The sequence below is a fragment of the Acidovorax sp. Leaf78 genome (assembly GCF_001422735.1).
In the GTDB taxonomy this organism is placed as follows: domain Bacteria; phylum Pseudomonadota; class Gammaproteobacteria; order Burkholderiales; family Burkholderiaceae_C; genus Acidovorax.
The window spans coordinates 354,500-378,831 of record NZ_LMLZ01000022.1; the positions used below are offsets into that span (position 1 = coordinate 354,500).

The following is a 24,332-nucleotide window of genomic DNA, read 5'->3' on the forward strand; positions in this document are numbered from 1 at the left end:
CTGAGCAGGCTCTCACGCCGTGCAGGCGAATGGAGGTTTTGTGGCAGAGCAGCAGCGCATTCTCATCATCCTGGGCCACCCGTCGGCCGACAGCCTGTGTGCCGGCATGGCGCACGCGTATGCCGATGGCGCGCGCCAGGCGGGCGCCGAGGTGAGGCTTCTCAACCTGGGGCAGCTGGCGTTCGACCCGCGGTTCCAGGGCTACGGCGCGGCCCAGCCGCTGGAGCCCGACCTCGCGGCCGCGCAGGCCGACATCGCCTGGGCGGGGCACCTGGTGTGGGTCTACCCGATCTGGTGGGGCGCCATGCCGGCGCTGCTCAAGGGCTTCATCGACCGGGTGTTCCTGCCCGGGTACGCATTCAAATACCGCCCCGGTTCGTCGCTGTGGGACAAGCTGCTGGCCGGGCGGTCGGCCGAGCTGCTGGTGACGATGGACTCGCCGCCGTGGTACTTCCGCTGGGTCACGCGCATGCCGGGGCACCACCAGATGAAGAAGGCCATCCTGGAGTTCTGCGGCATCCGGCCGGTGCGTGTGCACAGCTTCGGCCCGGTGCGCAGCGCCAGCACCGCGCGGCTGGCGCAGTGGGTGGATGCGGCGCGTGGGCTGGGCGCGCGGCAGGCGCAGCGCGCACCGCGCCGTGGTGGTGCCGTGCCGGGCGCCCTGCTGGCCACGGCTCAGGCCACAGCACAGGCCGCGGGCAAGACGACCTCCGCAGTAACGACTACTTCTTCGGCGAAGTGATGAAGGCCTGCACAGCGGCACGGCCCACGGCCGGGTCGTCGGTGAAGAAGCCGTCGATGCCGGCGCTCAGGTAGGCCGTGATCTCGGCCACGCTGTCGCCGCGCTGCGTGCCGTCGGTGGCGGGCGCTTTCTTCAGGCCCGCAGGCAGAAACGCGTTCTCGGGCCGCAGCGTCCAGATGTGCACGGCCAGGCCCGCGGCGCGGGCGCGCTCCACCAGGCCCGTGGGCTCGCCGGGCAGGCCGTCCTTGACCGGTATCACCAGGGTCTTGAACGGGCCGATGGCATTGGCGTAGGCAGCCACCTGCTGCAGGCCGCCCGGCGTGAGCAGGTCGGCATAGTTGCGCGTGTTGGCCGCGCCCTGGGCGACGAAGTCGTAGGGCCGGCCCGACGGCGCCACCAGCTGCACCAGCCGCACGGTGCTGAGCTTGCGGATGGCCTGCAGGTTGGTCACTTCGAACGACTGCACGAACACCGGCGCGTCTTTGTGGTTCCAGCCGTTCTTCTCCAGCACGGCCAGCAAGGGCACTTCCAGCGGCTGGCCGATGGACTGGAAGTAGGTGGGGTGCTTGGTCTCGGGGTAGATGCCGATGGTCCTGCCCGTCTTGGTGCTCTGGGCCTTGGCCAGGTCGATCACTTCCTGCAGCGTTGGGATCTCGAACTGGCCGTTGTAGGCCACATTGGCCGGGCGCTGCGCCGGGATGCGTTCGCGGGCGCGCAGGGTTTTGAGCTCGGCCAGGGTGAAGTCCTCGGTGAACCAGCCGGTGATGGACTGGCCGTCGATGGTCTTGGTGGCCTTGCGCGCGGCGAACTCGGGGCGGTCCACCACGTCGGTGGTGGCTTCCTTCACCGCGCCGTCGGCGCCCAGGATGGCGATGGCATTCTCGTGCCGCGCCACCAGCACGCCGTCCTTGGTGATCACGAGGTCAGGCTCGATGATGTCGGCGCCGTCGTCGATGGCCTTCTGGTAGGCCGCCAGCGTGTGCTCGGGCCGCAGGGCCGACGCGCCGCGGTGGGCGATGACGGTGGGCGTGGGCGGCCAGGCCTGTTGCGCTGTGGCGCCCAGGGCCCAGGTAGCGAGCAGCGCGGCGGCGGCCACGGTGCGCAGTGCAATGCGGTTCATGCGGGGTCTCCTTCAGTCCTTGCGGGGAGAGCGCACCTTAGCCGATGCGGTTGACAGCGGCGTGTCGCGTCGCTTCGCGCACCTCGGGAGCCATGGCATGGGACTCTTCGCACTCGCACCCACCGTTCGGGCTGAGCCTGTCGAAGCCTTGCGCGGCGCTTCGACCGTGCTCAGCGCGACAGGCTCAAGCCGATGGACGCCGAATTGCTACGCATGTTCAAAATGAAAGACCGCGGTGCTGGCCCGCACGTTGGGCAGCCAGCGCACTTCCTGCCCGTCCTGCAGGCCGAAGGACTCCAGGATTCGCAGGCTGTTCTTGGTGGCCAGCACCTCGAAGTCCTTGTACGTGCCTACGCGGATGTTGGGCGTGTCGTACCACTGGTAGGGCAGCCGACGCGTGACAGGCATGCGCCCGCGCAGGATGGACATGCGGTTGGGCCAGTGCGCGAAGTTGGGAAAGGCCACCACGCCGGTGCGGCCCACGCGGGCGGTCTCGCGCAGCATGACCTCGGCATTGCGCAGGTGCTGCAGCGTGTCGATCTGCAGCACCACGTCGAAGCTGTTGTCGCCGAACATGGCCAGCCCTTCGTCCAGGTTGAGCTGGATCACGTCCACCCCGCGCTGCACGCAGGCCAGTACGTTGGCATCGGCGATCTCTACGCCGTAGCCGCTGCAGCCGCGCTCGCGCTGCAGGTAGTCGAGCATGGCGCCGTTGCCGCAGCCCAGATCGAGCACCCGGCTGCCCTGGGGCACCAGGCGCGCCAGCGCCTCCATGGCGGCTTTGTCGGTCATGGCTGCACCTCCTTGGCAATGCTATCGAAGTAAGAGCGCATCACGCCCATGTAGCGGGCGTCATCGAGCAGGAAGGCATCGTGGCCGTGGGGTGCGTCGATCTCGGCGTAGCTCACGCTGCGGCGGTTGTCGAGCAGGGCCTTGACGATCTCTCGGCTGCGCTGGGGCGAGAAGCGCCAGTCGGTGGTGAAGCTCACCAGCAGGAACCGCGCCGTGGCCCGCGCGAGGGCCCGCGTGAGGTTGCCGGCGTGCGCGCGGGCGGGGTCGAAGTAGTCGAGCGCGCGGGTGATCAGCAGGTAGGTATTGGCGTCGAAGTAGTCGCTGAACTTGTCGCCCTGGTAGCGCAGGTAGCTCTCGATCTGAAATTCGATGTCCTGGGTGCTGTATTTCAGCTCCAGGCCTTCGCGCAGCTGCCTTCCAAATTTCTCGTTCATCACGTCATCAGACAGATACGTGATGTGCCCGATCATCCGCGCGATGCGCAGGCCGCGCTTGGGGATCACGCCGTGGCGGTAGAAGTGGCCGCCGTGGAAGTCCGGGTCCGTCACGATGGCGCGGCGGGCGACCTCGTTGAAGGCGATGTTCTCGGCCGTGAGGTTGGGCGCGCTGGCCACCACGACGGCGTGGCGCATGCGGTCGGGGTACTGCAGCGTCCAGCTCAGGGCCTGCATGCCGCCCAGGCTGCCGCCCAGCACGGCGGCCAGTTGCCGTATGCCCAGGCGGTCGAGCAAACGGGCCTGGGCGTTGACCCAGTCTTCCACCGTGACCACCGGGAAGTCCGCGCCGTAGACCTCGCCCGTGTCCGGGTGCGTGTGCATGGGGCCGGTGGAGCCGAAGCACGAGCCCAGGTTGTTCACGCCGATCACGAAGAAGCGGTCGGTGTCCACCGGCTTGCCCGGGCCGATCATGTTGTCCCACCAGCCTTCGCTCTTGTCCTGGCCCGCGTAGACGCCCGCCACGTGGTGCGAGGCGTTGAGCGCGTGGCACACGAGCACGGCGTTGGAGCGGTCGGCATTGAGCGTGCCGTAGGTCTCGTAGGCCAGGTCGAAGGCGCGGATGGTCGCGCCGCTTTGCAGCGGCAGCACCTCCGCAAAGTGCATGGTCTGGGGTGTGGCGATGAACGACATAGTTGGAACTGGTGAGCCCTCACGTTCCACCGCTTGCATTCGCCGACTGCTCCCTGCAGGAGCCGCTTTGGCCGGGGCTGGCTGGCAGCCCACGGCAAAAAAATACCCGGCGTCGCTAAAAACGAGGCCGGGCAGGTACGTCGGACGGGTCTTTAGCAGAATTTATAGAGCGCCCGCAAGCTGTGGCAAATCGGCGCTGGCGGCAAATATACCAAAGCGCCTGCCACTTCGTCCATCCATCAGGTGCCGGCAGGCATGAAGATGGCCAGGCACCCCAGCACCAGGAAGATGATGGCCGACACGACGTGCACCGCGCGGATCGGCACCCGGCGGGTGATGCGCTCGCCCAGCCAGACCACGGGTGCGTTGGCGATCATCATCCCGAGCGTGGTGCCGGCGACCACCCACAGGTAAGCGTTGTACTGCGCGGCCAGCATGACGGTGACGATCTGCGTCTTGTCGCCCATCTCGGCCAGAAAGAATGCGATCAGCGTGGTGCCGAACACGCCCCAGCGCGGCGAGCCGTCGGCCTCGCCTTCGTCGAGCTTGTCGGGGATCAGCATCCACACGGCCATCGCGATGAACGAGGCCCCGAGGATCCAGCGCAGCACCTGCGGCCCGACGAACGTCGTCACCCAGGAGCCGACTGCGCCGGCCAGGCCGTGGTTGACCAGCGTGGCGACCAGGATGCCCAGAACAATGGGCCAGGGTTTGCGAAAGCGGGCGGCGAGAACGAGCGCCAGGAGCTGCGTCTTGTCGCCCATTTCGGCGAGCGCGACGATGGCGGTGGAGATGAAGAACGGTTCCATGTGGGGGGCTATCCGGCCGGATAGTTATAGACAACGCATTGACTGCACCCCGACTCCGGCCATTGGATCGGCATGCAGTCAATGGTCTCGCCCAGCTCAAAAACCGCATGCACCATAGGTTCACCGAACCCAAGTTTGTTGATGCATGCCCCCGGCGCGTTGCGCACCGGGCGGGCTACTCCCCAAAGACCGGCGGATTTTACCAGAGTGAGGCGGCCCGCCGTTTCGGGGTTTTGGACGGCGGCGCGCGGCGCTGTGGCAAAGCAGCCCCAGCTTTTACGGGTTTCCCCGCAGATTCAGCGAAAAAACACCCCAATGCCTTCAACTTTCTGCGGATTCAGTCGACCGATGACCAAATAAACACCCACGGGGCCCATAAAGTGATTGATAATGAATCCGCTCCTCTGCTTTGCAGGGGGCAAATAGCTTAGCGGTGTATGGTCAGTTTCGCGTCTCTGAAGTCGTCACAGGTTTGTTGATTGCGTCGGACTCCATCGCGTTTTTGTGTTTTTTGAGGAGTCCTTCATGGGCAACAAACTTTACGTGGGCAACCTGCCCTATTCGTTCCGCGACCAAGATCTGGAACAGACTTTCGGCCAATTCGGCTCCGTTGGCAGCGCCAAGGTCATGATGGAACGTGACACCGGCCGTTCCAAGGGTTTCGGCTTTGTGGAAATGGGCAGCGATGCCGAAGCCCAAGCCGCTATCCAAGGCGTGCATGGTCAAAACTTCGGCGGCCGTGACCTCGTGGTCAACGAAGCCCGTCCTATGGAGCCACGCGCTCCACGTAGCGGCGGCTTCGGCGGCGGCAACGGTGGTGGCGGCGGCTACGGCGGTGGTGGCGGCGGCGGCGGTTACGGCGGTGGCCGTAGCGGCGGCGGCGGTGGTGGTGGTTACGGCGGTGGCCGTGAAGGTGGTGGCGGCGGCTACGGCGGTGGCCGCAGCAGCTACTAAGCTACTACTACTGAAAGACCTCGTCGGCAGACCCCTCACGGTGTCTGCTGAAGGCAAAACAAAGGAGCCCTTGGGCTCCTTTTTTCATGGCCGCACCATCCCTGTCGGCTGGTGGCCACCCCGCAGCGACCTCTCCATGCAGCAGCATCTGCTGTAGCCAGCCCTTGCCTGCGCGGCAAACTCGCTACAGCTTGCAATTACGCTTGCAATTTCATCCAAAGTGTGGAGCATAGTGTGCTGGCGGGGTTTTCCCCGTTCTCCCAAGTCTGCGGTGTCCGTCAGTTTCGCGCTAACAATGTCATTGAGATCAGCTGGCTGCGTTTTCGGGACTCCCTTCGCTTTATCCATGTGTTTTTGAGGAGTCCCTCGATGGGCAACAAACTGTATGTCGGCAACCTGCCGTACTCGGTGCGCGACAGCGATCTGGAACAAGCTTTTGGCCAATTTGGTGCTGTGACCAGCGCCAAGGTCATGATGGAGCGCGACACGGGTCGCTCCAAGGGCTTTGGATTTGTGGAGATGGGCAGTGACGCAGAAGCCCAGGCTGCCGTCAACGGCATGAACGGCCAGCCCCTGGGTGGCCGCTCGATCGTGGTGAACGAAGCCCGACCCATGGAAGCCCGCCCACCCCGCACAGGTGGTTTTGGCGGCGGTGGTGGCGGCTTCGGCGGCGGTGGCCGCAGCGGTGGTGGTGGCGGTTACGGCGGTGGCCGTGACGGCGGAGGCTACGGTGGCGGCGGCGGTGGGCGCGACGGCGGTGGCGGCGGGTATGGCGGTGGTGGTGGTGGCCGCGGCGAAGGCGGCTTTCGCAGCCCCTACGGCTCGGGCTCCCGCAATGGCGGCGGCGGCGGTGGGCGCAATGGTGGCGGCGGCGGTTACGGCGGCGGCGGCAACAGCGGCTACTGAACCTCGCGGATACTGCATTCTTGAGAAAAGCTCCTTCGGGAGCTTTTTTCATGGCCGGAACGCTTCAGGGAGCGGGGACGTCCGTCATGTCACTGCGCCACAGGCTCGTCCTGCGCGGTGCCGTGGCCACAAGGCGGAAGAAAGGCGACTACCCACCACCTGGCGCGGCACAGCAGTGCTCCTGCGCAAGGCCGTCGCGCCGGGAGCGCCCCCCTGCGGGGGAAGGCGCGAAGCGCGACAGGGGGCCGCGAGGGAGGCTATTCGTCCATTCGGCGTTTGCGCGGGCGCCCTGCCAGCAGCTTGTCGAACACTGCATTGGGCAGCAGGCGCAGCAGCTTGGCGACCACGCCCATCTGCCAGGGAATGACGCGGTAGCTCACCCCTGCAGCAATGGTGCGGTACGCGCGGTCGGCAAAGTCGCCGGGCTGCATCAGGAACGGCATGCCGTAGCGGTTTTGCTGCGTGAGCGGGGTGTCGATGTAGCCGGGCGAGATGGTGACGACGCGCACCCCGTGCGGGCGCATCTCACCGCGCAGGCTTTCGCAGTAGCTGATGACGGCCGCCTTGCTGGCGCAGTAGGCGCCGTGGCCGGGCAGGCCGCGGATGCCCGCCACGCTGCCGATGCCCACCAGGGTGCCGCTGCCGCGCTGCACCATGGCGTCCACGAACGGATGGAACGTGGCGGCCATGCCGAGATTGTTGGTGGCAAAGGTGCGGGCCATCACGTCCAGGTCGTCCCGCACGGCGGTGTCCATGCCCACGCTGATGCCGGCGTTGGCGATGACCACGTCGGGCACGCCCTGGCGCTGCAGGCAGTCGCGCCCCGCAGCGACGATGCTGTCGGTCTCTGCGACGTCTGCGCTATAAATTTCATAGCTGTCAGCGCTGATCCCTTGCGCGGCAGCCCAGGTTTTGACCTCAGACGTGCGGCGTGCGGCCAGGGCCAGGCGGTAGCCGGCCTGGTGAAAGCGCAGCGCCAGCGCCTGGCCGATGCCGCTGGAGGCGCCGGTGATGAAAACGAGAGGGGTGGTCATGCAGGCTCCGGCGAGGGGCAGGGTGGGGGACTCAGCGCAGAAAAAAAGCTGCGGCCTAAGCCTACTTGGCGGGGCCAGGCTGCAGCACGCCGCGCACACGGCCGCGCATCTGCATCACCTGGTCCAGATTGTCATAGTCCATGCCGTCGGCCGTGAACCGGTCGTTGCCCCGGGTGAGGACGACGGGCTTGTCCGAGCGCACCCGCTCGGTGTTGGTGTAAGCGTGCAGGAACTCGCTGCGGAACTCCAGGCGGGGCTCGGCCGGTTTGCCCGGCTTGGCGGGCAGGGGCTCGCGGGTGACGATGGCGTTGCCGAAGAGCTGCACCTCGGAGCCGTCGGCATTGGACAGCGCCCGCTCGGCCGTGGCCACGGTGATGCGGCCGTCCAGGGCGACCGAGCGCATGCGGACCTTGTCGATCTCCAGCGTGTCGGTGTCGGGGTAGTGGCGGCCCACCTCGCCCTGCACTTCGCTTTGCAGCCGGCCGGAGGCGTCGAAGCTCTTCACCGAAAAGCCTTTCATGAAGTAGTCCGGCTGGTGGCCCTGCGTTCGCTCGATGGTGGGCAGCACCGGCGCGGGCGCGTTGCGCACCAGCCACCAGGTGCCCAGCGCGAGCAGGCCCATCAGCACCACGGGCAAATACAGCGAGAACTGGTCCCAGCCCTGGCGCACCACGCGGTTCACAGGCAACCCTCCGCGCGCGCCGGGCGGGCGGTCTGCAGCCATTGGCTCATCGGTGCACCCTTCTTCATGCGGTGTATTCCGCCAGCAGCGCTGCATAGCGGCCCGAGGCCACCAGCAGCAGGTCGCACAGCTCGCGCGCCGCGCCGTCGCCGCCGCGCGCCTGGGTGACGAAGTGCGCGGCATGGCGCACCTCGGCCTGGGCGTTGGCGGGTGCACACGCGAACGCGCTGCGCCGCATCACCGGCAGGTCCGGCCAGTCGTCGCCCATGGCCGACGCCTGGGCCCAGGTGAGCCCCAGCCGCGCCAGGATGTCTTCGGCCGCGGGGCGCTTGTCCTCGGTGCCGAACACCGCGTGCTCCACACCCAGGGCCTTCAGCCGCACGCGCAGCGGCGCCGAGTCGCGGCCCGTGATCACGGCGGGCGTGATGCCCGCCTTTTGCAGCAGCTTGAGCCCATGCCCATCCAGCGTGTTGAACCGCTTGATCGTCTCGCCCGCCTCGCTGAAGTACAGGCTGCCATCGGTCAGCACGCCATCGACATCGAAGAACGCCACGCGCACATCCTGTGCGCGCAGCAGCAGCTCGGGCGGAAATTGCAGCACAGGAAAGGTCACGTCAGATGTCATCACACAGCGTTTGAACAGGCACGGCCGATGCCAGCGCACCCGTGGAACCGGCTTAGCCGGGCCACGGGGTGGGTCCCCCTTGGGGGAAGGCGCGAAGCGACACAGGGGGTCATATAACTTTTGCTCGCATCAGGTCGCCGATGTGCACCACGCCCACCAGCAGGCCGGCGGCATCCACCACCAGCACGCTGGTGATGGCATGGGCCTCCATCAGTTCGGCGGCGTCCACGGCCAGCGCGTCGGGTGCGATGCGGCGCGGGCCGGCGTGCATCACCTGGGCAGCCGTGGCGGTGCGCAGGTCGGCACCGGCTTCGATGCGACGGCGCAGGTCGCCGTCGGTGAAGATGCCCAGCACCTGGCCCGCCGGGTCGACGATGGCCGAGGCACCCAGGCCCTTGGCGCTCATCTCGCGCATGAGGTCGCTGAACGATGCTTCGGGCGCGACGCGCGGGATCTCGGCGCCGGTGCGCATCACGTCGCTCACGTGGGTCAGCAGCTTGCGGCCCAGCGCGCCACCGGGGTGCGAGCGGGCGAAGTCTTCGGGGCGAAAGCCCCGGGCGTCCAGCAGGGCCACGGCCAGCGCGTCGCCCATGGCCAGCTGGGCGGTGGTGCTGGCGGTGGGCGCCAGGTTCAGGGGGCAGGCTTCGCGCTCCACGCTGGTGTCCAGCACCAGCTCGGCGTGGCGCGCCAAGGTGGATTGCAGCCCGCCGGTCATCGCGATCAGCGGGGCGCCCAGGCGGCGCAGTACGGGCAGGATGGCGGTGAGCTCGCCGCTCTCGCCGCTGTTGGAGATGGCCAGCACCAGGTCGTCGCCGGTGACCATGCCCAGGTCGCCATGGCTGGCCTCGGCCGGGTGCACGAAGAATGAGGGGGTGCCGGTGGACGCGAGCGTGGCAGCGATCTTGCGGCCCACATGGCCGCTTTTGCCCATGCCCATGACCACCACACGGCCCCGCGTCTGCAGCGCCAGCAGCACGGCCTGTGCAAACACACCGTCGACGCGCGCCGACAGGCCGTTCAGGGCGGCGGCCTCGATGTCGAAGGTCTCGCGGGCCAGGCGCAGGGCCTGTTCGGCATCGAAGGGGGGCAGCGCGGCAGGGGCGGGAGTCATCCGGCGATTCTATCGAGCGGGGCAGGCCCGCCCGCGGCGACAGCATTTTGTCCTTCGGTGGCACGGCGCATGCATGCAGGGCCGAAAAAACTGTAACCACGCCCCACGCCTCGGATAGCATCGAAACCATGTCTTCGCTCGCCCTCACCCTGCTGTATTTGCTGGCCGCCGTGCTGGGGGTGGTGACGTGCCGCAGCCTCAAGCTGCCGCCCATGCTGGGGTATCTGGCCGCGGGTGTGCTGATCGGCCCGCACGCGCTGGCGCTGGCGCAGAACTCCGAGGGCGTGCGCCACCTGGGCGAATTCGGCGTGGTGTTCCTGATGTTCGCCATCGGCCTGGAGTTCAGCCTGCCCAAGCTGCGGGCCATGCGCCGGCAGGTGTTTGGCCTCGGGCTGATGCAGGTGGTGCTGACCATGGCCATCGTGGCCGGCGCGGCCTTGCTGCTGTCGCGCTTTGTGGGCGGCGTGTGGGACATGGGTTGGCAGACGGCGCTGGCGCTGTCGGGCGTGATCGCCATGAGCAGCACGGCCATCGTGGTCAAGCTGATGGCCGAGCGCGCGGAGCTCGAGAGCGAACACGGCCGCCGCGTGATGGGCATCCTGCTGTTCCAGGACCTGGCCGTGGTGCCGCTGCTGGTGCTGATCCCGGCGCTGAGCTCATCGCCCGACCAGCTGCTCACGGCCCTGGGCTGGGCGCTGATCAAGGCCACAGTGCTGGTGGGCCTGCTGCTCACCGGGGGGCAGCGGGTGATGCGCTGGTGGCTCACGCTGGTGGCGCGGCGCAAGAGCGAAGAGCTGTTCATGCTCAACCTGCTGCTGATCACGCTGGGGCTGGCCTGGCTGACCGAGGTGGCGGGGCTGAGCCTGGCCCTGGGGGCGTTCATCGCGGGGGTGCTGGTGTCCGAGACGGAGTACCGCCACCAGGTGGGCACGGACATCCGGCCTTTTCACGACGTACTGCTGGGCCTGTTTTTCATCACCATCGGCATGATGCTGGACTGGCACATTCTGGTAGACCGCTGGGCCATGGTGCTGGGGCTGCTGGCCGTGCCGCTGGTGCTCAAGCTGGTGGTCATCCTGGTGCTGGCGCGCGGCATGGGGGCCACCACCGGCATCTCGCTTCGCACGGGGCTGTACCTGGCGCAGGCGGGCGAGTTCGGCTTCGTGCTGCTGTCGCTCACGCAGGCCAACGGCCTGGTACAGCCGGCGCTGATGAACCCCATCCTTGCGGCCATGGTGCTGTCGATGCTGGCCACGCCGTTCCTCATCATGTACAGCAACCGCATCGTGATGAAGCTGGTGGCCAGCGACTGGCTGCAGCAGTCGCTGCAGATGACGAGCATCGCGCGCAAGTCCATCAACACCAGCAAGCACGTGATCATCTGCGGCTACGGCCGCTGCGGCCAGAACCTGGCGCGCATGCTGGAGCACGAAGGCATCCCCTACATGGCGCTCGACCTGGACCCGGACCGCGTGCGCCAGGCCGCCGCTGCCGGCGACTCGGTGGTGTACGGCGACGCCACCCGGCTGCAGGCGCTGATGGCCGCGGGCCTGGTGCGCGCCAGTGCCGTGGCCGTGACCTACATCGACGTGCCTGCGGCCCTCAAGGTGCTGGCCAACACGCGGTCCCATGCACCCCATGTGCCGGTGGTGGTGCGCACGCAGGACGACGCCAATCTGGACAAGCTGCAGGCCGCCGGCGCCACCGAGGTGGTGCCCGAGGCCATCGAGGGCTCGCTGATGCTGGCCAGCCACGCACTGGCGCTGGTGGGCGTGCCCATGCGCCGCGTGCTGCGGCTGGTGCAGGATCAGCGCGATGCGCGCTACAACCTGCTGCGCGGCTACTTTCACGGTGCCGACGACGACACCGCCAACGAGCGCGACCAGGAGCGCCTGTCCACCATCAACCTGCCGCCCGGCTCCACCGCGCTGGGCCAGAGCCTGGGTCAGCTGGCGCTGTCGGCCATGGGCGTGCGGGTGGTGAACCTGCGGCGCAGCAGCGGCCACATGAGCTCGGCCGTGGACGACGCGCTGCTGGCAGCGGGCGACACGCTGGTGCTGTCGGGGCACCCGGCGGCACTGTCGCTGGCAGAGGACAAGCTGCTGCGCGGTTAGGGTCTGATAAAAAAAGGCCGCTACCGCTTGCCTATCAAGCGCAAGCAGCTATATTTTTTATAGCAATCTACAGCAGCTCCGCCGGTCCGGGCCGGCCGAACAGGTAGCCCTGGAAGTGCTTGCACCCGTTGCGCAGCAGGAAGGCGTGCTGCCCCTGTGTCTCCACGCCTTCGGCGACCACGTCCAGGCCCAGACTGTGGGCCAGGGTGATGATGGTGCAGGCGATGGTGGCGTCGTTGGGGTCGGTGAGCACGTCGCGCACGAAGCTCTGGTCGATCTTGAGCTGGTCGAGCGGCAGGCGCTTGAGGTAGGACAGCGACGAGTAGCCGGTGCCGAAGTCGTCCAGCGAGAACCCCACGCCCAGCGTGCGCAGGGCCTGCATCTTGCGGATGCTGTCCTCCACGTCCTGCAGCAGCAGGCTTTCGGTGAGTTCGAGCTTCAGCTTGCGCGGGTCGGCGCCCGAGCTGTTCAGCACCGCCAGCACCTCCTGAACGAAGTCGGCCTGGCGGAACTCGTGCGCGCTCACGTTGACGGCCACGCTCCAGTGCGCGGTGTGCGGTGTGCCGGCCCACCGCGCCAGCTGCGCACAGGCCATGCCCAGCACCTGGCGGCCCAGGGGCAGGATCAAGCCGGTCTGCTCGGCCAGCGAGATGAACTCGCCCGGAGGCACCATGCCGCGCTGCGGGTGGTTCCAGCGCACCAGGGCCTCGGCGCCCAGCACCTGGCCGGTCTCGTCCACCACGGGCTGGTAGTGCAGCACGAACTCGCTGCGCAGGATGCCCTGCCGGATGTCACCCTCCAGCGCCGACCGCGCCGACGCAGCCGCCTGCATGGCGGGGTCGAAGAAGCACATGGTGTTCCGGCCCTGGGCCTTGGCCTGGTACATGGCCAGGTCGGCGCGCTTGAGCAGCTCCTGCACCGGCAGCTCCACGTCGCGGAACAGCGCGATGCCGATGCTGGGCGTGCTGTGCACTTCGCTGCCCTGCACCAGGTAGGGCTGGTTGAGCGAGGCCAGCACCTTTTGTGCCACGGCCTCGGCCTCTGCGGCGGCCTCATCCGCCTGGGCGTGCAGGCCCTGGATGACCACCACGAACTCGTCGCCGCCCAGCCGGGCCACGGTGTCGGTGGCGCGCACGCAGGCACTGATGCGGTGGCCTACCTGCACCAGCAGCCGGTCGCCCCACTCGTGGCCCATGGTGTCGTTCACGCCCTTGAAGTTGTCGAGGTCCAGGAACAGCAGCGCGCCGTGGCAGCCCTCGCGCGCGCAGGCGGTGACGGCGCGCTCCAGCCGGTCCATCAGCAGGCGCCGGTTGGGCAGGGCAGTGAGTTCGTCGTAGAAGGCCAGGCGCTGGATCTCCGCCTCGGCCAGCTTGCGTTCGGTGATGTCGCGCGCCACCCCGCGGTAGCCGGTGAAGCGGCCTTCGCCGTCGAAGATGGGCTCGCCGCTGATCGACACCCACACCGGATTGCCGTCCTCGGTCAGGCGGTGCATCTCGAAGTCGTGGAACACCCGGTGCGCTTCGAGCGCCTCACGGTGTTCGCGCCACTGGCCGTCGGTCACGAAGGTGTCGGGCAGCTCCCAGCGGGTGCGGCCGTAGTGCATCTCGTCCGGCACGCCCGCTTCGCGGTAGGTGTTGCCGTCGAGCCGCACGAAGCGAAACTGCGCGTCCTGCTCCCAGTACCAGTCCGACGACAGGTGCGTGAGGCTGCGCCAGCGCGCCTCGCTCAGACGCAGGGCCTCCAGCGTGCTCAGGTAGTCGGTCACGTCGGTGAACGTTCGCACCCGCCCGCCTTGCTCCAGGCTGCGCGTGCGCACCTCGATGTAGCGGCCGGTGTGCGTGCGCCGCACATAGGTGGCGGGCATGTTGACGTGTCCGTCGGGCGTCTCGGTCTGCGACGCCACATAGCCGCGCGCCATGGGTTCGATGTACTGAAAGCCCGGCCCGAAGTCGCCGCGCGCGGTCTGAAAGCGCACCACTTCCTCGAAGCGCGGCTGCGTGGCCAGCAGCGCTTCGGGCAGGTCCAGCAGCTCCAAGTAGCGGCGGTTGTAGACGCGGATGCGCCCCTCGGCGTCCACGTTGGTGATGCCCTGCGACACGCTGGCCAGCGTGGCCTCCAGTGCCCGCGTCTTGTCCGCCAGCAGCATGCTGGTGCGCTCGAGCTCGGCCTCCACCTTGCGGCGGGCCAGCTCGGCGCGGCGGGCCATCTCCAGCTGGCCGATGGTGTTGAGCAGCGGCTGCAGAAACTCCACGTCGGCCGCGGTGTAGCCCTCGCTGCGGTTGGCCAGGCCCACCAGCGCCACCAGCTCGCCCGCGGCATGGATGGGCAGGCCCAGGTACGTGCTCAGCGGCGGATGGCCCGGCGGCGTGCCGGCGCTGCGCGGGTCCTGGAGCGCATCGTTGGTGAGCACGGGCTCGCCCGACACCAGCGCCGCGCCCAGCAGGGAGTGCGGGTTGTCGAACACCATGCCTTCGTCGGCGTGCTGGGCGTAGAGGGCGCGGGAGGTCTCGTCCCAGCTGATGTCCGTCATCGCATGCACGCGCAGGAAGGGGTGGCCGTCGTCCGCACGCACCACCTGGCCCACCAGGCCGAAGGCGCTTTGCGTGAGCGACATCAGCTCCTGCAGCAACGCATCGAACGCGGCCCGCGGGCCCGAGCTGGCAATGAACATGGCCTGCGCGCGCGAGATGGCCTGCAGCAGGCGGTGCTGGCGGGCCAGCATGGCCTCGGCCACCTGGCGCGCCCGGGCGCTGGAGCAGCGCTCGAGCACGGTGTCAATCTGCGCGGGCAGGGCCAGCAGGTATTCGAGCGCGGCATCCTGCACCGCGAAGTCTTCAAACCCGTACCGCATCGCCTGCGCGGCATGGGTCTCGGCGCCCATGCGCACCAGGATCATGGCGGGAACGCCGTCCAGCGACTGCAGCAGGTCGTAGGCCGACCCGCCCACCGTGCGCTGCGCGGCCAGCACGATGTCGGGCCGCTTGCGCCGCAGGTAGTCGATGGCTTCGGCCTGCGACTGCACCACATCCACACGCCACCCCGACCACGGGTCCGCCAATGCGTCCGCCACCGCCTGCGCATGGGCGTGGTCGTTTTCAATCAGCAGGACGGTGATGGGCATGTGCCGATCTTTGGTCTGGAGGGGTGCAGCATAAGATGCTGGCCAAGGTTGTAACAGCAAAGAAACATTATGGCGGTTGACAGCCTCGCGTGCGACGTTCAACGCCGAGCGTTGTCCCGTGTTTACACTCCAGCCTTTCTGTGCAGGCCGGCGCGCACGTCCCACGCTGGCTTTTCCTGCCGGCCCACGGCGGCCCTGGCGCACGGTCCGGCGGCATCGCCCGGGTGCCGCTGTTGCCTGCCGTCCCGTACCCTCACGTCCCGTCTCACCCTGTTCGATACCCCCGCTCATGCAGCCACTCAGCGTCAACGACTTTCTTCGCCAGCACATCCGCACCGTGCCCGACTGGCCCGCGCCGGGCGTGCAGTTTCGCGACATCACGCCGCTGCTGCAGGACCCGAAGGTGTTCCGTGTGCTGATCGACGCGTTCGTGCACCGCTACATGGACAAGGCGCTGCGCCCCGACGTGGTGGCCGGGCTGGACGCGCGCGGCTTCATCCTGGGCGCAGTGGTGGCCTATGAACTGAACGTGGGCTTCGTGCCCATCCGCAAGAAGGGCAAGCTGCCCTACACCACGGTCGAGGAGACCTACGAACTGGAGTACGGAAGCGCCACGGTCGAGCTGCACACCGACGCGGTGAAGGCGGGCGACCGCGTGCTGCTGATCGACGACCTGATCGCCACCGGCGGCACCATGATGGCCGGCAAGAAGCTGCTGGAAAAGCTGGGCGCCACCGTGACCGAAGGCGCCGCCATCGTGGACCTGCCCGAGCTGGGCGGCTCGCAGCGCCTGCGCGACGCGGGCTTGCCGCTGTTCACGCTGGTGGACTTCGCAGGGCACTGAGACTGCGGCATTGATGCCGCGGCGTCGGGATGGGGGCGCCGGGACGGTGTGCGGGGGCTCCGGGGCGTGCGGGGCATGGCAACCGCCCAGCGTGAAAAAAGAAAGCCCTCCGCGGGGAGGGCTTGCATTCATCACCGGCGGGGTCCGGGCGCTAGCGCGAGACACCGCCGATTCGGCTCCATTCAACTCAGCTCAGTTCAAAACCTAGTTCAGTTCGCCGTACTGCGTGCTGCTCAGGTCGGGCGATGGGCCGTCCGAACCGGGCATCTCCGTGTCTTCGAAACCCGTGGGGTGGGACGCTGGCAACAGCGGGCCCGAGCGCACCGGCACACCGGGCTTGGCGGCAGCAGCTGCAGGCGCTGCGGCAGCGCTGGCGCCTGCCGCATTGGCCAGTGCGCGCTTGAAGGCCGCGACTTCGTCCGCCTCGATGGGCTCGTACCGCGGTGCGGGGCGCGCTGCAGGCGCCGGTGCAGCGACGGGGGCGGGTGTGGCCGGCAGCAGCGGCGCGGGCGCGGTGGCCTGGGATGCCAGGGTGGGTGCCGCGGGCCGGATCGGAGGGAACGCCGGGGCGGCAACAGGTGCAGCAGCAGCTACCGGTGCAGATGCCGCCAGCACTGGCGCCGCGGGGCGCGCTACCGGCGCTGGGGCTGGCACCGCTGGCGCTGCGGCGGCCACGCGTGCGGGCGCCAGGGTCGGAGCAGGATTGGCTGGCGGCGTCGGCGTGGCCACCACCGGCGCGGGCCGGCGCACGGCAGGCGCCGGCGTGCCCTGCAGCGAGGCACCCAGCGGCGCCACGCCCTTTTGCGGAATGCCCACCGCCACGTGGTCGTTGATGCGCCAGTACACGGCGGTCACCAGGATGTCGTAGCGGGTCTTGGCCGTTTGGGCGATCAGCGCCTCGATCTCGGACAGGCGCACCGTCTCGCCGCCATATTCGCGGGCCAGGTCCATCATCACCAGGAACTGGCGCCCTCGCTGGTCCAGCGACAGCACCTTGAACTTGTAGCTGGCCGACAGCACGCCGGCCCGCACCATCGCGTCGCGCACCACGGTGTACAGCAGCTCGCGGCGCTCCATGCGCTCGTTCTTGCGGTTGGCAGCATGCTCGGGCGGCACGGGTTCGAGCAGCGGTTTGCCCAGGCGGCCCGGGGACAGCGGCACGGTGGCGTCGGCATTCAGCAAGCCCGAGGGCTCGGCGGCCGGGCGGGGCTTGGGAGGGGCAGGTTTGCGGCTGAACCAGCTGAACAGGGACATGACTTGCTTTCTACAGATGGCGCCCGGGGAAATCGAAAATTGAGTGTAACGCGGTGTACACCCGATATCGCCCCGCAAAAGCCCGCAGGCCCGCCTGAACCGCCCGCCTGTCAGGTGGCCGCAACGCGGCGGCGGCGGTTACCCAGCCGCTTGGCCAGCACGGCCCCGGCCGCCATCACCAGGCCGAGCGCAATGGCGGGCTGGCGGTTGGTCAATTCGGTGAAGCGCAGGGCCGGCAGGCTCCACAGCTTGCACGGCGCGCTGGCCTGCACGGTGGCGCTGCGCGAGCGGTGCGAGAAGAAGGCGCCTTCGCCCACCACGGAGCCCGCGCCGACGATGGCCAGGCGCAACCGCTCTTTTTCGTCCTGGTAGTGCACGCTGAGGCTGCCGCTTTCCACCAGATACAGCGTGCGGTCCGTCGCGCCCTGCGAGAACAGCACCTGCCCGGCGGGCATGACCACGGGCAGCAGGTACGACGACAGGATTTCCCACTGCGCGGGGGTCAAGGGGTTGGTCATGCTGTCATCGGCGCTGGCCTGCGCGATGGCGTCGATCAGGCCCTGCAGGTCAACCTTGGGCGCCAATGGAGAGGAAACGTTCATGGGGCGCGAAGCTACCCTTGTTACAGGTTGGACACAAGCGCTGTTTACGTCCGTTTACAACATTAGCGACAGGCGGCGGCCTGGGGCTGTTCTACGGGGCAAACCGGGGCGGGGCCAAGGGTGGCGGCCTGATTTTCGACCCTGCGCAGGCAGTGGCCGGCTAGACCCAAAAGCGGCCGGTCGACCGTTCACTTGCCGATGCAGAAGCTCGAGAAGATCACGCCCAGCAGGTCGTCGGAAGTGAATTCCCCGGTGATCGCGCTCAGTGCGTTCTGCGCCAGCCGCAGCTCTTCGGCCAGCAGGTCGAGCGCCGGGCCCTGGGCGCCGAGCTGGTCGGCGGCCTCCTGCAGGTGGGCGCCGACCGCCTGCAGCGCCTCGACATGCCGGGCGCGGGCGATGTAGATACCCTCGGGCGCCGACTGCCACCCGGCCACGTCCAGCAGAACGCGCCGCAGGCTGTCCAGCCCCTCGCCGGTGCGGGCGGACAGACGAACGCTGGGCCGCGCGCCGGCATTGGCGGGGGCTGGCACCGCAGCGGCAGTGGACGTTGCCGCCGTGGTGTCCGCGGGCAGCGTCGCAGCCGGTGCGGCCGGTGCACGGTCCAGCTTGTTCCAGACGTCGATGACCGGGATGGAAGCGGGCAGCCTTTGGGCGATAGCGCTTGCTATGTCAGCGTCAGCAGCTATGTATTCAATAGCATCGGCACGCTCCAGGTCGTGCAGGAACAGCACGGCATCGGCCCCGGCGATCTCGTCCCATGCGCGGGCGATGCCGATGCGCTCCACCTCGTCCTCGCTGTCGCGCAGGCCGGCGGTGTCGATGATGTGCAGGGGCACGCCCTCGATCTGGATGGTCTGCTGCACCTTGTCGCGCGTGGTGCCGGCAATGGGCGTGACGATGGCCAGCTCGGCCCCCGCCAGCGCGTTGAGCAGCGAGCTCTTGCCTGCATTGGGCTGGCCGGCGATGACCACCTTGATGCCCTCGCGCAGCAGCGCGCCCTGGCGTGCGCGCTGCATCACCGACGCCAGCGTCTGCTGCAGATTCGATAGCTGCCCGTGCGCATCAGCCTTGCGCAGGAAGTCGATTTCTTCTTCCGGAAAGTCGAGCGTGGCCTCCACCAGCATGCGCAGGTGGATGAGCGCGTCGCGCAGGCCGTGGATCTCGGCCGAGAACGCGCCCGTCAGCGACCGGCTGGCGCTGCGGGCCGCCGCCTCGGTGCTCGCGTCGATCAGGTCGGCGATGGCCTCGGCCTGGGCCAGGTCGATCTTGTCGTTCAAGAAGGCGCGTTCGGTGAACTCGCCGGGCTGCGCCACGCGCAGGCCGGGCAGGCAGGGCTGGCCGGTGGCAGCGTCGGGCGCGGCGCCCGCCTGCAGGCAGCGGGCCAGCAGCAGCTGCAGCACCACGGGGCCGCCATGGGCCTGCAACTCCAGTACGTCTTCACCGGTGTAGCTGTGCGGGCCGGGGAAGTACAGCGCCAGCCCCTGGTCGATGGCCTGCCCTTGCGCATCCCGAAACGGCAGGTAGGTGGCCTCACGGGGCTTGAGCACCCGGCCGCACAGCGCCTGCACCAGCCCACCGATGGCGCGGCCGGACACCCGCACGATGCCGACGGCACCCCGGCCCGGAGCGGTGGCGATGGCGACGATGGGGTCTTGGTGGCGGGCAAGCATGGGGGCGACTTTACAAGGGTAGGGTGCAGGTGGAATGAAAAAGGCCGCTTGCGCGGCCTTCGGGGTTCGTGCTGTCTCAGCGACTCAAGGTCACTTGAAGCTCGGCAAATTGAACTGCGGTGGTACTCCCATGCGGGTGTTGATGAGCCACTGCTGCGCAATCGACAAGATGTTGTTGGTCAGCCAGTACAGCACCAGGCCGGCCGGGAAGAAGAAGAACATCACGCTGAAGATCAGCGGCATGAACCACATCATCTTGGCCTGCATCGGGTCTGGTGGCGCGGGGTTCAGGGCCGTTTGCAGCAGCGACGACAGCGTCATCAGCAGCGGCAGGATGAAGAACGGGTCCGGGGCCGACAGGTCGTGGATCCAGCCGATCCAGGGCGCGTTGCGCATTTCCACGCTGGACAACAGCACCCAGTACAGGGCGATGAACACGGGGATCTGGATCATGATGGGGAAGCAGCCGCCCATCGGGTTGACCTTTTCCTCGCGGTAGATGCGCATCATCTCTTGCTGCATCTGCTGCGGCTTGTCCTTCAGGCGCTCGCGCATCTCCATGATCTTGGGGTTGATGGCCTTCATCTTGGCCATGCTGGCGTACGCCTTGGCGTTGAGCCAGTAGAACGCGATCTTGAGCAGCAGCACCAGTGCCACGATGGACCAGCCCCAGTTGTTCAAGAGCTTGTGCAGCTGGTCCAGCAGCCAGTACAGCGGCTTGGACAAGATGGTGAGCCAGCCGTAGTCCTTGACCAGCTCCAGGCCGGGGTACAGCTTTTCCATCATCGTCTCGACCTGCGGGCCGGCGAACAGGCGCGCATCCACGGTCTTGGTAGCGCCGGGCTCGATGGCGCCCAGCGACGTGAGCATGCCCACGGAGTACAGGTTGGTGTCGACCTTGCGGGTGAACAGCTCGCGCTGCGTGCCGTCGGCCAGCAGCCAGGCCGTGGCGAAGTAATGCTGCACCATGGCCACGTAGCCGTTGGGCGAATCCTTGGGGATGTCGACCTTGCCGTTCTCGATGTCCTTGAACTCGATCTTCTGGTACTTCTTGGCTTCGGTGTAGACCGCTGGGCCGGTGAAGGTGGAGTAGAACGACGACTCGCCCGGCGGCTTGTTGCCGTCGCGCACCAGCTGGAAGTACAGCTGCGGCGACACAGCTGCGGTGCCGGTGTTGACCACCTCGTGCTTGACGGCGATGTCGTAGACACCGCGCTTGATCGTCCAGGTCTTGGCCAGCTTCAGGCCGCCCAGGTCGGGCGATTCGAAGCGGATGCTGAGTTCGTCCTGGCCGTCCTTGAGCTCGCGCGGGCCGGGCACCACCGTCATCGGGGTCTTGTGCGTGGGGAAGTTGCCGCCGATCAGGCCCGTCTGCGCCACGTAGACGCGCTGTGCGCTCTCGTCCAGCAGCAGGAAGTTGCGGGCCTTGTCCGCCATGTCGGCGTGCTTGAGCAGCTCGGCATGGGTGAGCGAGCCGCCTTCGCTGTCGAACGTCAGGCGGTACACGTCGGTGGTCACCTGCACACGCTCACGCGCGGCCGGGGCAGCGGGCACCGCAGCGGGTGCCTGCTGGCCGGGCACTGCCGCCGCGCCTGCAGTGGCCGCGACCGGGGTGCTGGACGAAGACGGCACGCTGGCCGCACCCGCCGCACCGGAGGCCGTGCCCACGGGAGCAGGTGCCGCGGCTTCGGTGGCGCTGGGGAAAAACGTGGCCTTGTTGCCGTTGTGCAGTTGCCACTTGTCCCACAGCAGAACCATGGAAAAGCCAAAAATCACCCACAGGATGGTGCGGCGAATGTCGTTCATGAAGACTTCTTTGGTGAGGATGGTTGGGTGTTGGAATCGGAGAGCCGCGAAAACAGCCGCAAACTGCGCGGCAGATCGTGAGGGCCCGGAGGCACCGGATCGTGGCCTCCGTCACACCAGGGGTGGCAGCGTACCAGCCTGCGCACCGTGAGATAGCTGCCCACGCCGGCGCCGTGCAACTCCAGCGCCTTGAGCGAATACACCGAGCAGGTCGGCTCGAAGCGGCAGGCCGAACCCAGCCAGGGGCTGAGAAACAGCCGGTAGCCCTTGACCACGCCGATGAGCAGGCGCTGCATCAGCATGGCGCAGGCACCTCGGCCGGGGGCTGGGGCGGGGCCATGGCGGCAGCAGTCACAGTCACAGTCGTCGCGCCCGCAGCCGTGACGGCAGCGCTGGCCGCCGGCGCACTGCCGCCCGCACGCCGCGTGGCGTAGCCAAACAGCTGCAGCAGCTCGGCGCGCACCGCGGCCTTGAGCTGGTCGGACGTGGCGCTCACGAACTGCTTGCGGTCAAACCCCGAGCGCAGGCGCACCACATGGGCGGACTGCGGCGCGACCTGTTCCAGCCGCGACTCGAAGGTGTCGCCCACGGTGTAGATCTGCCGCTTGATGGTGTTGCGCGTCACGGCGCGGCGCGCCCAGCGCTTGGGCACCATGGCGCCCAGCCAGACGCCCTGCACGGCAAACAGGGCCTGCGGCCCCTGCGTTGAAGGCAAGGAACCGGGCCCTGTGGGTGCCGCACTGGCGGAGTCGGCAGCGGCTATGCTGCTTTCAGCCCCCAGCACCAGGCGGTGCAACGCAAAATGCGCAGTGCGGGAGACGGTGCCCCCCGCCATGGCGGCCTGGAACTGCGGACGGGTTTTCAGCCGTTGCATGCAAGCGCCCCGTTTGGAACCTGACGGTACAAACCGGGAGCAGGCGGCGTGCAGGCCGTAGACCGGGTCTGCCTTAGACGGCCAGACGCTTGCGGCCCTTGGCGCGGCGTGCGTTGATGACGGCACGGCCGCCGCGGGTCTTCATGCGGACGAGGAAACCGTGGGTGCGCGCGCGGCGCGTCTTGGAGGGCTGGTAAGTACGTTTCATGGTGCTATTCCTTGAGGTTCAGTTCCGGACTGCTGCTCTTGAACCCCCTGCAATCTGCACAGCCACACCATATAAAACAGCGCCTTGGCGGCAGACCCACGGGGCAGAAATAACGGCGCGCCGGGTCAAATCACCCTGAACACATTCAGGGAAACCCAAAATTATCGCAGGCTTGGTGGCCGCTGGCAATGCCTTTCGGCTGGACGGGCCTTGTTCGCACTGGCCGGGGCCGTTGAAAGACAGGCCTGGCCGGGCTGGCCGGCGGGTTGTCGTACCCCTTGAGCCCCACTAAAACGCGCGGCCAAAGCACAGATATGTTCACCGACGAGCGGGTCCCGAAAGCCCTCCAGCGAGCACAGCCACGACCAAAACTCAACCCCGGGAATCACCCGGCTGCGGGCAGGCCGCAAATTGTGGATAACTCCTTGACAAGGTACAATCCCCCGCCCAGCCCCGTTCCTCCTATCCACAACAAGAATTCCCCCGAAATGACCGAGGAACCCTCCCGCAGCACCCTTCCATCGTCCGGCTCCGACGCCGGCCAGGGCCTGTGGCAAGCCTGCGTAGAGCAACTGGCGCAAGACCTGCCCGAGCAGCAGTTCAACACCTGGATCAAGCCGCTGACCGCCCAGGTGGCCGAAGACTTCTCCAAGGTCACCCTGCTGGTGGCCAACCGCTTCAAGCTCGACTGGATCCGCGCGCAGTACGCGGGCCGCATCGCGTCGCTGCTCGAAGGCCTGTACGGCCAGCCCGTCACGCTGGAGTTAGCGCTCGCTCAGCGGGAATCCGTGGCCCGCACTTACGTTCGCCCCGCCGCAGCCGAGCCGACCAACACCCCGCAGCCCGCCGAATCGCCCGCCGCCAGCAGCGACGACGCCTCGGCCGGTGCCTTCCGCAACCGCCTGAACGCGGCCCTCACCTTCGAGACCCTGGTGGAGGGCACGGCCAACCGCATGGCACGCTCCGCGGCGATGCACGTGGCCGGCATGCCGGGCCATCTGTACAACCCGCTGTTCATCTACGGCGGTGTCGGCCTGGGCAAGACCCACCTGGTGCACGCTGTGGGTAACCGCCTGCTGCAGGACAAGCCCGACGCCAAAGTTCTCTACATCCATGCCGAGCAGTTCGTGTCGGATGTGGTTAAGGCCTACCAGCGCCGCACCTTCGACGAGTTCAAGGAGCGCTACCACTCGCTCGACCTGCTGCTCATCGACGACGTACAGTTCTTCGCCAACAAGGACCGCACGCAGGAAGAATTCTTCAACGCGTTCGAGGCCCTGCTGGCCAAGAAGTCGCACATCGTGATGACGTCGGACACGTATCCGAAGGGCCTGGCCAACATCCACGAGCGGCTGGTCTCGCGCTTCGATTCGGGCCTGACGGTGGCCATCGAGCCGCCCGAACTCGAAATGCGCGTGGCCATCCTGATCAACAAGGCCCGCGTCGAAGGCACCGAAATGCCCGAGGAGGTCGCCTTCTTCGTCGCCAAGAACGTGCGCTCCAACGTGCGCGAACTCGAAGGCGCGCTGCGCAAGATCCTCGCGTACTCGCGCTTCAACCAGAAGGAAATCTCCATCCAGCTGGCCCGCGAGGCGCTGCGCGATCTGCTGTCCATCCAGAACCGGCAGATCAGTGTGGAAAACATCCAGAAGACGGTGGCCGACTACTACAAGATCAAGGTCGCCGACATGTACAGCAAGAAGCGCCCGGCCAGCATTGCCCGCCCGCGCCAGATCGCGATGTACCTGGCCAAGGAGCTGACGCAAAAGAGCCTTCCGGAGATCGGAGAATTGTTCGGCGGGCGGGACCACACCACCGTGCTGCATGCCGTGCGCAAGATCTCCGGCGAGCGCCAGCAGTTGACCGAGTTGAACCAGCAGCTGCACGTGCTGGAGCAGACGCTGAAAGGCTGAACTCCCGTGTGTCCAGCCAGGCCC

At 67.7% G+C, this 24,332-nt stretch carries 22 protein-coding genes and 1 riboswitch; of the genes, 6 read left to right on the forward strand and 16 right to left on the reverse strand.

The annotated features are described in order from the left end of the window. Nucleotides 1-40 precede the first annotated feature (40 nt). Nucleotides 41-742 (forward strand): NAD(P)H-dependent oxidoreductase, encoded by a 702-nt coding sequence (locus ASF16_RS20080; protein WP_082517076.1) that lies wholly within the window; start codon nucleotides 41-43, stop codon nucleotides 740-742. Here the strand turns inward: ASF16_RS20080 and ASF16_RS20085 are convergent. From ASF16_RS20085 to ASF16_RS20100, 4 genes are all read right to left on the reverse strand, one after another. Next, nucleotides 723-1,862 carry a glycerophosphodiester phosphodiesterase gene (locus ASF16_RS20085; RefSeq protein ID WP_056171467.1) on the reverse strand — a complete coding sequence of 380 codons (1,140 nt, stop codon included), beginning with the start codon at nucleotides 1,860-1,862 and terminating at the stop codon, nucleotides 723-725. The two genes, ASF16_RS20080 and ASF16_RS20085, sit on opposite strands and share 20 nt — an antisense overlap. A gap of 207 nt (nucleotides 1,863-2,069) precedes the next feature. Further along, nucleotides 2,070-2,654 carry a methionine biosynthesis protein MetW gene (metW, locus tag ASF16_RS20090; protein ID WP_056171469.1) on the reverse strand — a complete coding sequence of 195 codons (585 nt, stop codon included), beginning with the start codon at nucleotides 2,652-2,654 and terminating at the stop codon, nucleotides 2,070-2,072. After that, nucleotides 2,651-3,781 (reverse strand): homoserine O-acetyltransferase, encoded by a 1,131-nt coding sequence (locus ASF16_RS20095; protein ID WP_056171471.1) that lies wholly within the window; start codon nucleotides 3,779-3,781, stop codon nucleotides 2,651-2,653. The genes metW and ASF16_RS20095 overlap by 4 nt, the downstream gene beginning before the upstream one ends. Nucleotides 3,782-4,020: 239 nt before the next feature. Continuing rightward, nucleotides 4,021-4,590, reverse strand: coding sequence for a TMEM165/GDT1 family protein (locus ASF16_RS20100; RefSeq protein ID WP_056171473.1), 570 nt, complete (start codon nucleotides 4,588-4,590; stop codon nucleotides 4,021-4,023). 22 nt (nucleotides 4,591-4,612) lie between these two features. After that, a riboswitch (yybP-ykoY riboswitch) is annotated at nucleotides 4,613-4,786 on the reverse strand. 329 nt (nucleotides 4,787-5,115) lie between these two features. On the opposite strand from ASF16_RS20100, the gene ASF16_RS20105 reads away from it, so the two are divergent. Together ASF16_RS20105 and ASF16_RS20110 are read left to right on the forward strand one after the other, a co-directional pair. Continuing rightward, nucleotides 5,116-5,544: an RNA-binding protein gene (locus tag ASF16_RS20105; RefSeq protein ID WP_056171747.1), complete on the forward strand. Its 429-nt coding sequence runs from the start codon at nucleotides 5,116-5,118 to the stop codon at nucleotides 5,542-5,544. A 369-nt stretch (nucleotides 5,545-5,913) separates the two neighbouring features. Further along, on the forward strand, nucleotides 5,914-6,450 hold the full coding sequence (locus ASF16_RS20110; protein ID WP_056171475.1) for an RNA-binding protein: 537 nt from the start codon (nucleotides 5,914-5,916) through the stop codon (nucleotides 6,448-6,450). 257 nt (nucleotides 6,451-6,707) lie between these two features. On the opposite strand, the gene ASF16_RS20115 is transcribed toward ASF16_RS20110, so the two are convergent. The 4 genes from ASF16_RS20115 to ASF16_RS20130 form a co-directional block, all read right to left on the reverse strand. Then, nucleotides 6,708-7,484 carry an SDR family oxidoreductase gene (locus tag ASF16_RS20115; RefSeq protein ID WP_056171478.1) on the reverse strand — a complete coding sequence of 259 codons (777 nt, stop codon included), beginning with the start codon at nucleotides 7,482-7,484 and terminating at the stop codon, nucleotides 6,708-6,710. Nucleotides 7,485-7,545: 61 nt separating this feature from the next. Then, nucleotides 7,546-8,208, reverse strand: coding sequence for an LPS export ABC transporter periplasmic protein LptC (lptC, locus tag ASF16_RS20120; protein ID WP_056171480.1), 663 nt, complete (start codon nucleotides 8,206-8,208; stop codon nucleotides 7,546-7,548). A 22-nt stretch (nucleotides 8,209-8,230) separates the two neighbouring features. Next, on the reverse strand, nucleotides 8,231-8,791 hold the full coding sequence (locus ASF16_RS20125; RefSeq protein WP_056171482.1) for an HAD family hydrolase: 561 nt from the start codon (nucleotides 8,789-8,791) through the stop codon (nucleotides 8,231-8,233). A gap of 109 nt (nucleotides 8,792-8,900) precedes the next feature. After that, on the reverse strand, nucleotides 8,901-9,902 hold the full coding sequence (locus tag ASF16_RS20130; protein ID WP_056171484.1) for an SIS domain-containing protein: 1,002 nt from the start codon (nucleotides 9,900-9,902) through the stop codon (nucleotides 8,901-8,903). Between the two features lie 128 nt (nucleotides 9,903-10,030). Between ASF16_RS20130 and ASF16_RS20135 the strand changes: the two genes are divergently transcribed. After that, on the forward strand, nucleotides 10,031-12,016 hold the full coding sequence (locus ASF16_RS20135) for a monovalent cation:proton antiporter-2 (CPA2) family protein (RefSeq protein ID WP_056171487.1): 1,986 nt from the start codon (nucleotides 10,031-10,033) through the stop codon (nucleotides 12,014-12,016). Nucleotides 12,017-12,083: 67 nt separating this feature from the next. Here the strand turns inward: ASF16_RS20135 and ASF16_RS20140 are convergent, their stop codons facing one another. Beyond that, nucleotides 12,084-15,137 carry an EAL domain-containing protein gene (locus ASF16_RS20140; RefSeq protein ID WP_056171489.1) on the reverse strand — a complete coding sequence of 1,018 codons (3,054 nt, stop codon included), beginning with the start codon at nucleotides 15,135-15,137 and terminating at the stop codon, nucleotides 12,084-12,086. Between the two features lie 289 nt (nucleotides 15,138-15,426). Here ASF16_RS20140 and ASF16_RS20145 point away from each other — a divergent pair, with 289 nt between their 5' ends. After that, nucleotides 15,427-15,981: an adenine phosphoribosyltransferase gene (locus tag ASF16_RS20145; protein WP_056171491.1), complete on the forward strand. Its 555-nt coding sequence runs from the start codon at nucleotides 15,427-15,429 to the stop codon at nucleotides 15,979-15,981. A gap of 204 nt (nucleotides 15,982-16,185) precedes the next feature. On the opposite strand, the gene ASF16_RS20150 is transcribed toward ASF16_RS20145, so the two are convergent. The 7 genes from ASF16_RS20150 to rpmH all read right to left on the reverse strand — a co-directional run bounded on the left by ASF16_RS20150 (nucleotide 16,186) and on the right by rpmH (nucleotide 22,395). Beyond that, a complete protein-coding gene (locus ASF16_RS20150; protein WP_056171493.1) occupies nucleotides 16,186-17,235 on the reverse strand; it encodes a hypothetical protein in 1,050 nt (349 codons plus the stop codon). Between the two features lie 110 nt (nucleotides 17,236-17,345). After that, complete coding sequence (locus ASF16_RS20155) at nucleotides 17,346-17,837, reverse strand: Crp/Fnr family transcriptional regulator (protein ID WP_056171495.1); 492 nt, start codon at nucleotides 17,835-17,837, stop codon at nucleotides 17,346-17,348. Between the two features lie 188 nt (nucleotides 17,838-18,025). Continuing rightward, nucleotides 18,026-19,507: a tRNA uridine-5-carboxymethylaminomethyl(34) synthesis GTPase MnmE gene (gene mnmE, locus ASF16_RS20160; protein WP_056171497.1), complete on the reverse strand. Its 1,482-nt coding sequence runs from the start codon at nucleotides 19,505-19,507 to the stop codon at nucleotides 18,026-18,028. A 90-nt stretch (nucleotides 19,508-19,597) separates the two neighbouring features. Further along, nucleotides 19,598-21,313, reverse strand: a complete 1,716-nt coding sequence (gene yidC / locus ASF16_RS20165) for a membrane protein insertase YidC (protein ID WP_056171498.1) — start codon at nucleotides 21,311-21,313, stop codon at nucleotides 19,598-19,600. Beyond that, a complete protein-coding gene (yidD, locus tag ASF16_RS20170) occupies nucleotides 21,310-21,612 on the reverse strand; it encodes a membrane protein insertion efficiency factor YidD (protein ID WP_056171749.1) in 303 nt (100 codons plus the stop codon). Before yidD ends, yidC begins: the two co-directional genes overlap by 4 nt. Further along, the gene (locus ASF16_RS20175) at nucleotides 21,609-22,187 is read right to left on the reverse strand and encodes a ribonuclease P protein component (protein WP_082517059.1); all 579 of its coding nucleotides are present in this window, start codon (nucleotides 22,185-22,187) and stop codon (nucleotides 21,609-21,611) included. Before ASF16_RS20175 ends, yidD begins: the two co-directional genes overlap by 4 nt. 73 nt (nucleotides 22,188-22,260) lie before the next feature. After that, complete coding sequence (gene rpmH / locus ASF16_RS20180) at nucleotides 22,261-22,395, reverse strand: 50S ribosomal protein L34 (RefSeq protein ID WP_005798102.1); 135 nt, start codon at nucleotides 22,393-22,395, stop codon at nucleotides 22,261-22,263. Between the two features lie 488 nt (nucleotides 22,396-22,883). Here rpmH and dnaA point away from each other — a divergent pair, with 488 nt between their 5' ends. Beyond that, nucleotides 22,884-24,308, forward strand: a complete 1,425-nt coding sequence (gene dnaA / locus ASF16_RS20185; RefSeq protein WP_056171500.1) for a chromosomal replication initiator protein DnaA — start codon at nucleotides 22,884-22,886, stop codon at nucleotides 24,306-24,308. The last annotated feature ends 24 nt before the right edge of the window (nucleotides 24,309-24,332 follow it).

What these genes read in the sequence shown, in the direction of transcription:
- ASF16_RS20115 (WP_056171478.1), bottom strand. Translation starts at nt 7,484, where the DNA reads ATGACCACCCCTCTCGTTTTCATCACCGGCGCCTCCAGCGGCATCGGC.
- ASF16_RS20110 (WP_056171475.1), top strand. Translation starts at nt 5,914, where the DNA reads ATGGGCAACAAACTGTATGTCGGCAACCTGCCGTACTCGGTGCGCGAC.
- ASF16_RS20150 (WP_056171493.1), bottom strand. Translation starts at nt 17,235, where the DNA reads ATGTCCCTGTTCAGCTGGTTCAGCCGCAAACCTGCCCCTCCCAAGCCC.
- lptC (WP_056171480.1), bottom strand. Translation starts at nt 8,208, where the DNA reads ATGGCTGCAGACCGCCCGCCCGGCGCGCGCGGAGGGTTGCCTGTGAAC.
- ASF16_RS20085 (WP_056171467.1), bottom strand. Translation starts at nt 1,862, where the DNA reads ATGAACCGCATTGCACTGCGCACCGTGGCCGCCGCCGCGCTGCTCGCT.
- dnaA (WP_056171500.1), top strand. Translation starts at nt 22,884, where the DNA reads ATGACCGAGGAACCCTCCCGCAGCACCCTTCCATCGTCCGGCTCCGAC.
- ASF16_RS20155 (WP_056171495.1), bottom strand. Translation starts at nt 17,837, where the DNA reads ATGAACGTTTCCTCTCCATTGGCGCCCAAGGTTGACCTGCAGGGCCTG.
- ASF16_RS20130 (WP_056171484.1), bottom strand. Translation starts at nt 9,902, where the DNA reads ATGACTCCCGCCCCTGCCGCGCTGCCCCCCTTCGATGCCGAACAGGCC.
- ASF16_RS20135 (WP_056171487.1), top strand. Translation starts at nt 10,031, where the DNA reads ATGTCTTCGCTCGCCCTCACCCTGCTGTATTTGCTGGCCGCCGTGCTG.
- ASF16_RS20100 (WP_056171473.1), bottom strand. Translation starts at nt 4,590, where the DNA reads ATGGAACCGTTCTTCATCTCCACCGCCATCGTCGCGCTCGCCGAAATG.
- ASF16_RS20125 (WP_056171482.1), bottom strand. Translation starts at nt 8,791, where the DNA reads ATGACATCTGACGTGACCTTTCCTGTGCTGCAATTTCCGCCCGAGCTG.
- ASF16_RS20095 (WP_056171471.1), bottom strand. Translation starts at nt 3,781, where the DNA reads ATGTCGTTCATCGCCACACCCCAGACCATGCACTTTGCGGAGGTGCTG.
- rpmH (WP_005798102.1), bottom strand. Translation starts at nt 22,395, where the DNA reads ATGAAACGTACTTACCAGCCCTCCAAGACGCGCCGCGCGCGCACCCAC.
- yidC (WP_056171498.1), bottom strand. Translation starts at nt 21,313, where the DNA reads ATGAACGACATTCGCCGCACCATCCTGTGGGTGATTTTTGGCTTTTCC.
- ASF16_RS20175 (WP_082517059.1), bottom strand. Translation starts at nt 22,187, where the DNA reads ATGCAACGGCTGAAAACCCGTCCGCAGTTCCAGGCCGCCATGGCGGGG.
- ASF16_RS20145 (WP_056171491.1), top strand. Translation starts at nt 15,427, where the DNA reads ATGCAGCCACTCAGCGTCAACGACTTTCTTCGCCAGCACATCCGCACC.
- ASF16_RS20105 (WP_056171747.1), top strand. Translation starts at nt 5,116, where the DNA reads ATGGGCAACAAACTTTACGTGGGCAACCTGCCCTATTCGTTCCGCGAC.
- mnmE (WP_056171497.1), bottom strand. Translation starts at nt 19,507, where the DNA reads ATGCTTGCCCGCCACCAAGACCCCATCGTCGCCATCGCCACCGCTCCG.
- ASF16_RS20140 (WP_056171489.1), bottom strand. Translation starts at nt 15,137, where the DNA reads ATGCCCATCACCGTCCTGCTGATTGAAAACGACCACGCCCATGCGCAG.
- metW (WP_056171469.1), bottom strand. Translation starts at nt 2,654, where the DNA reads ATGACCGACAAAGCCGCCATGGAGGCGCTGGCGCGCCTGGTGCCCCAG.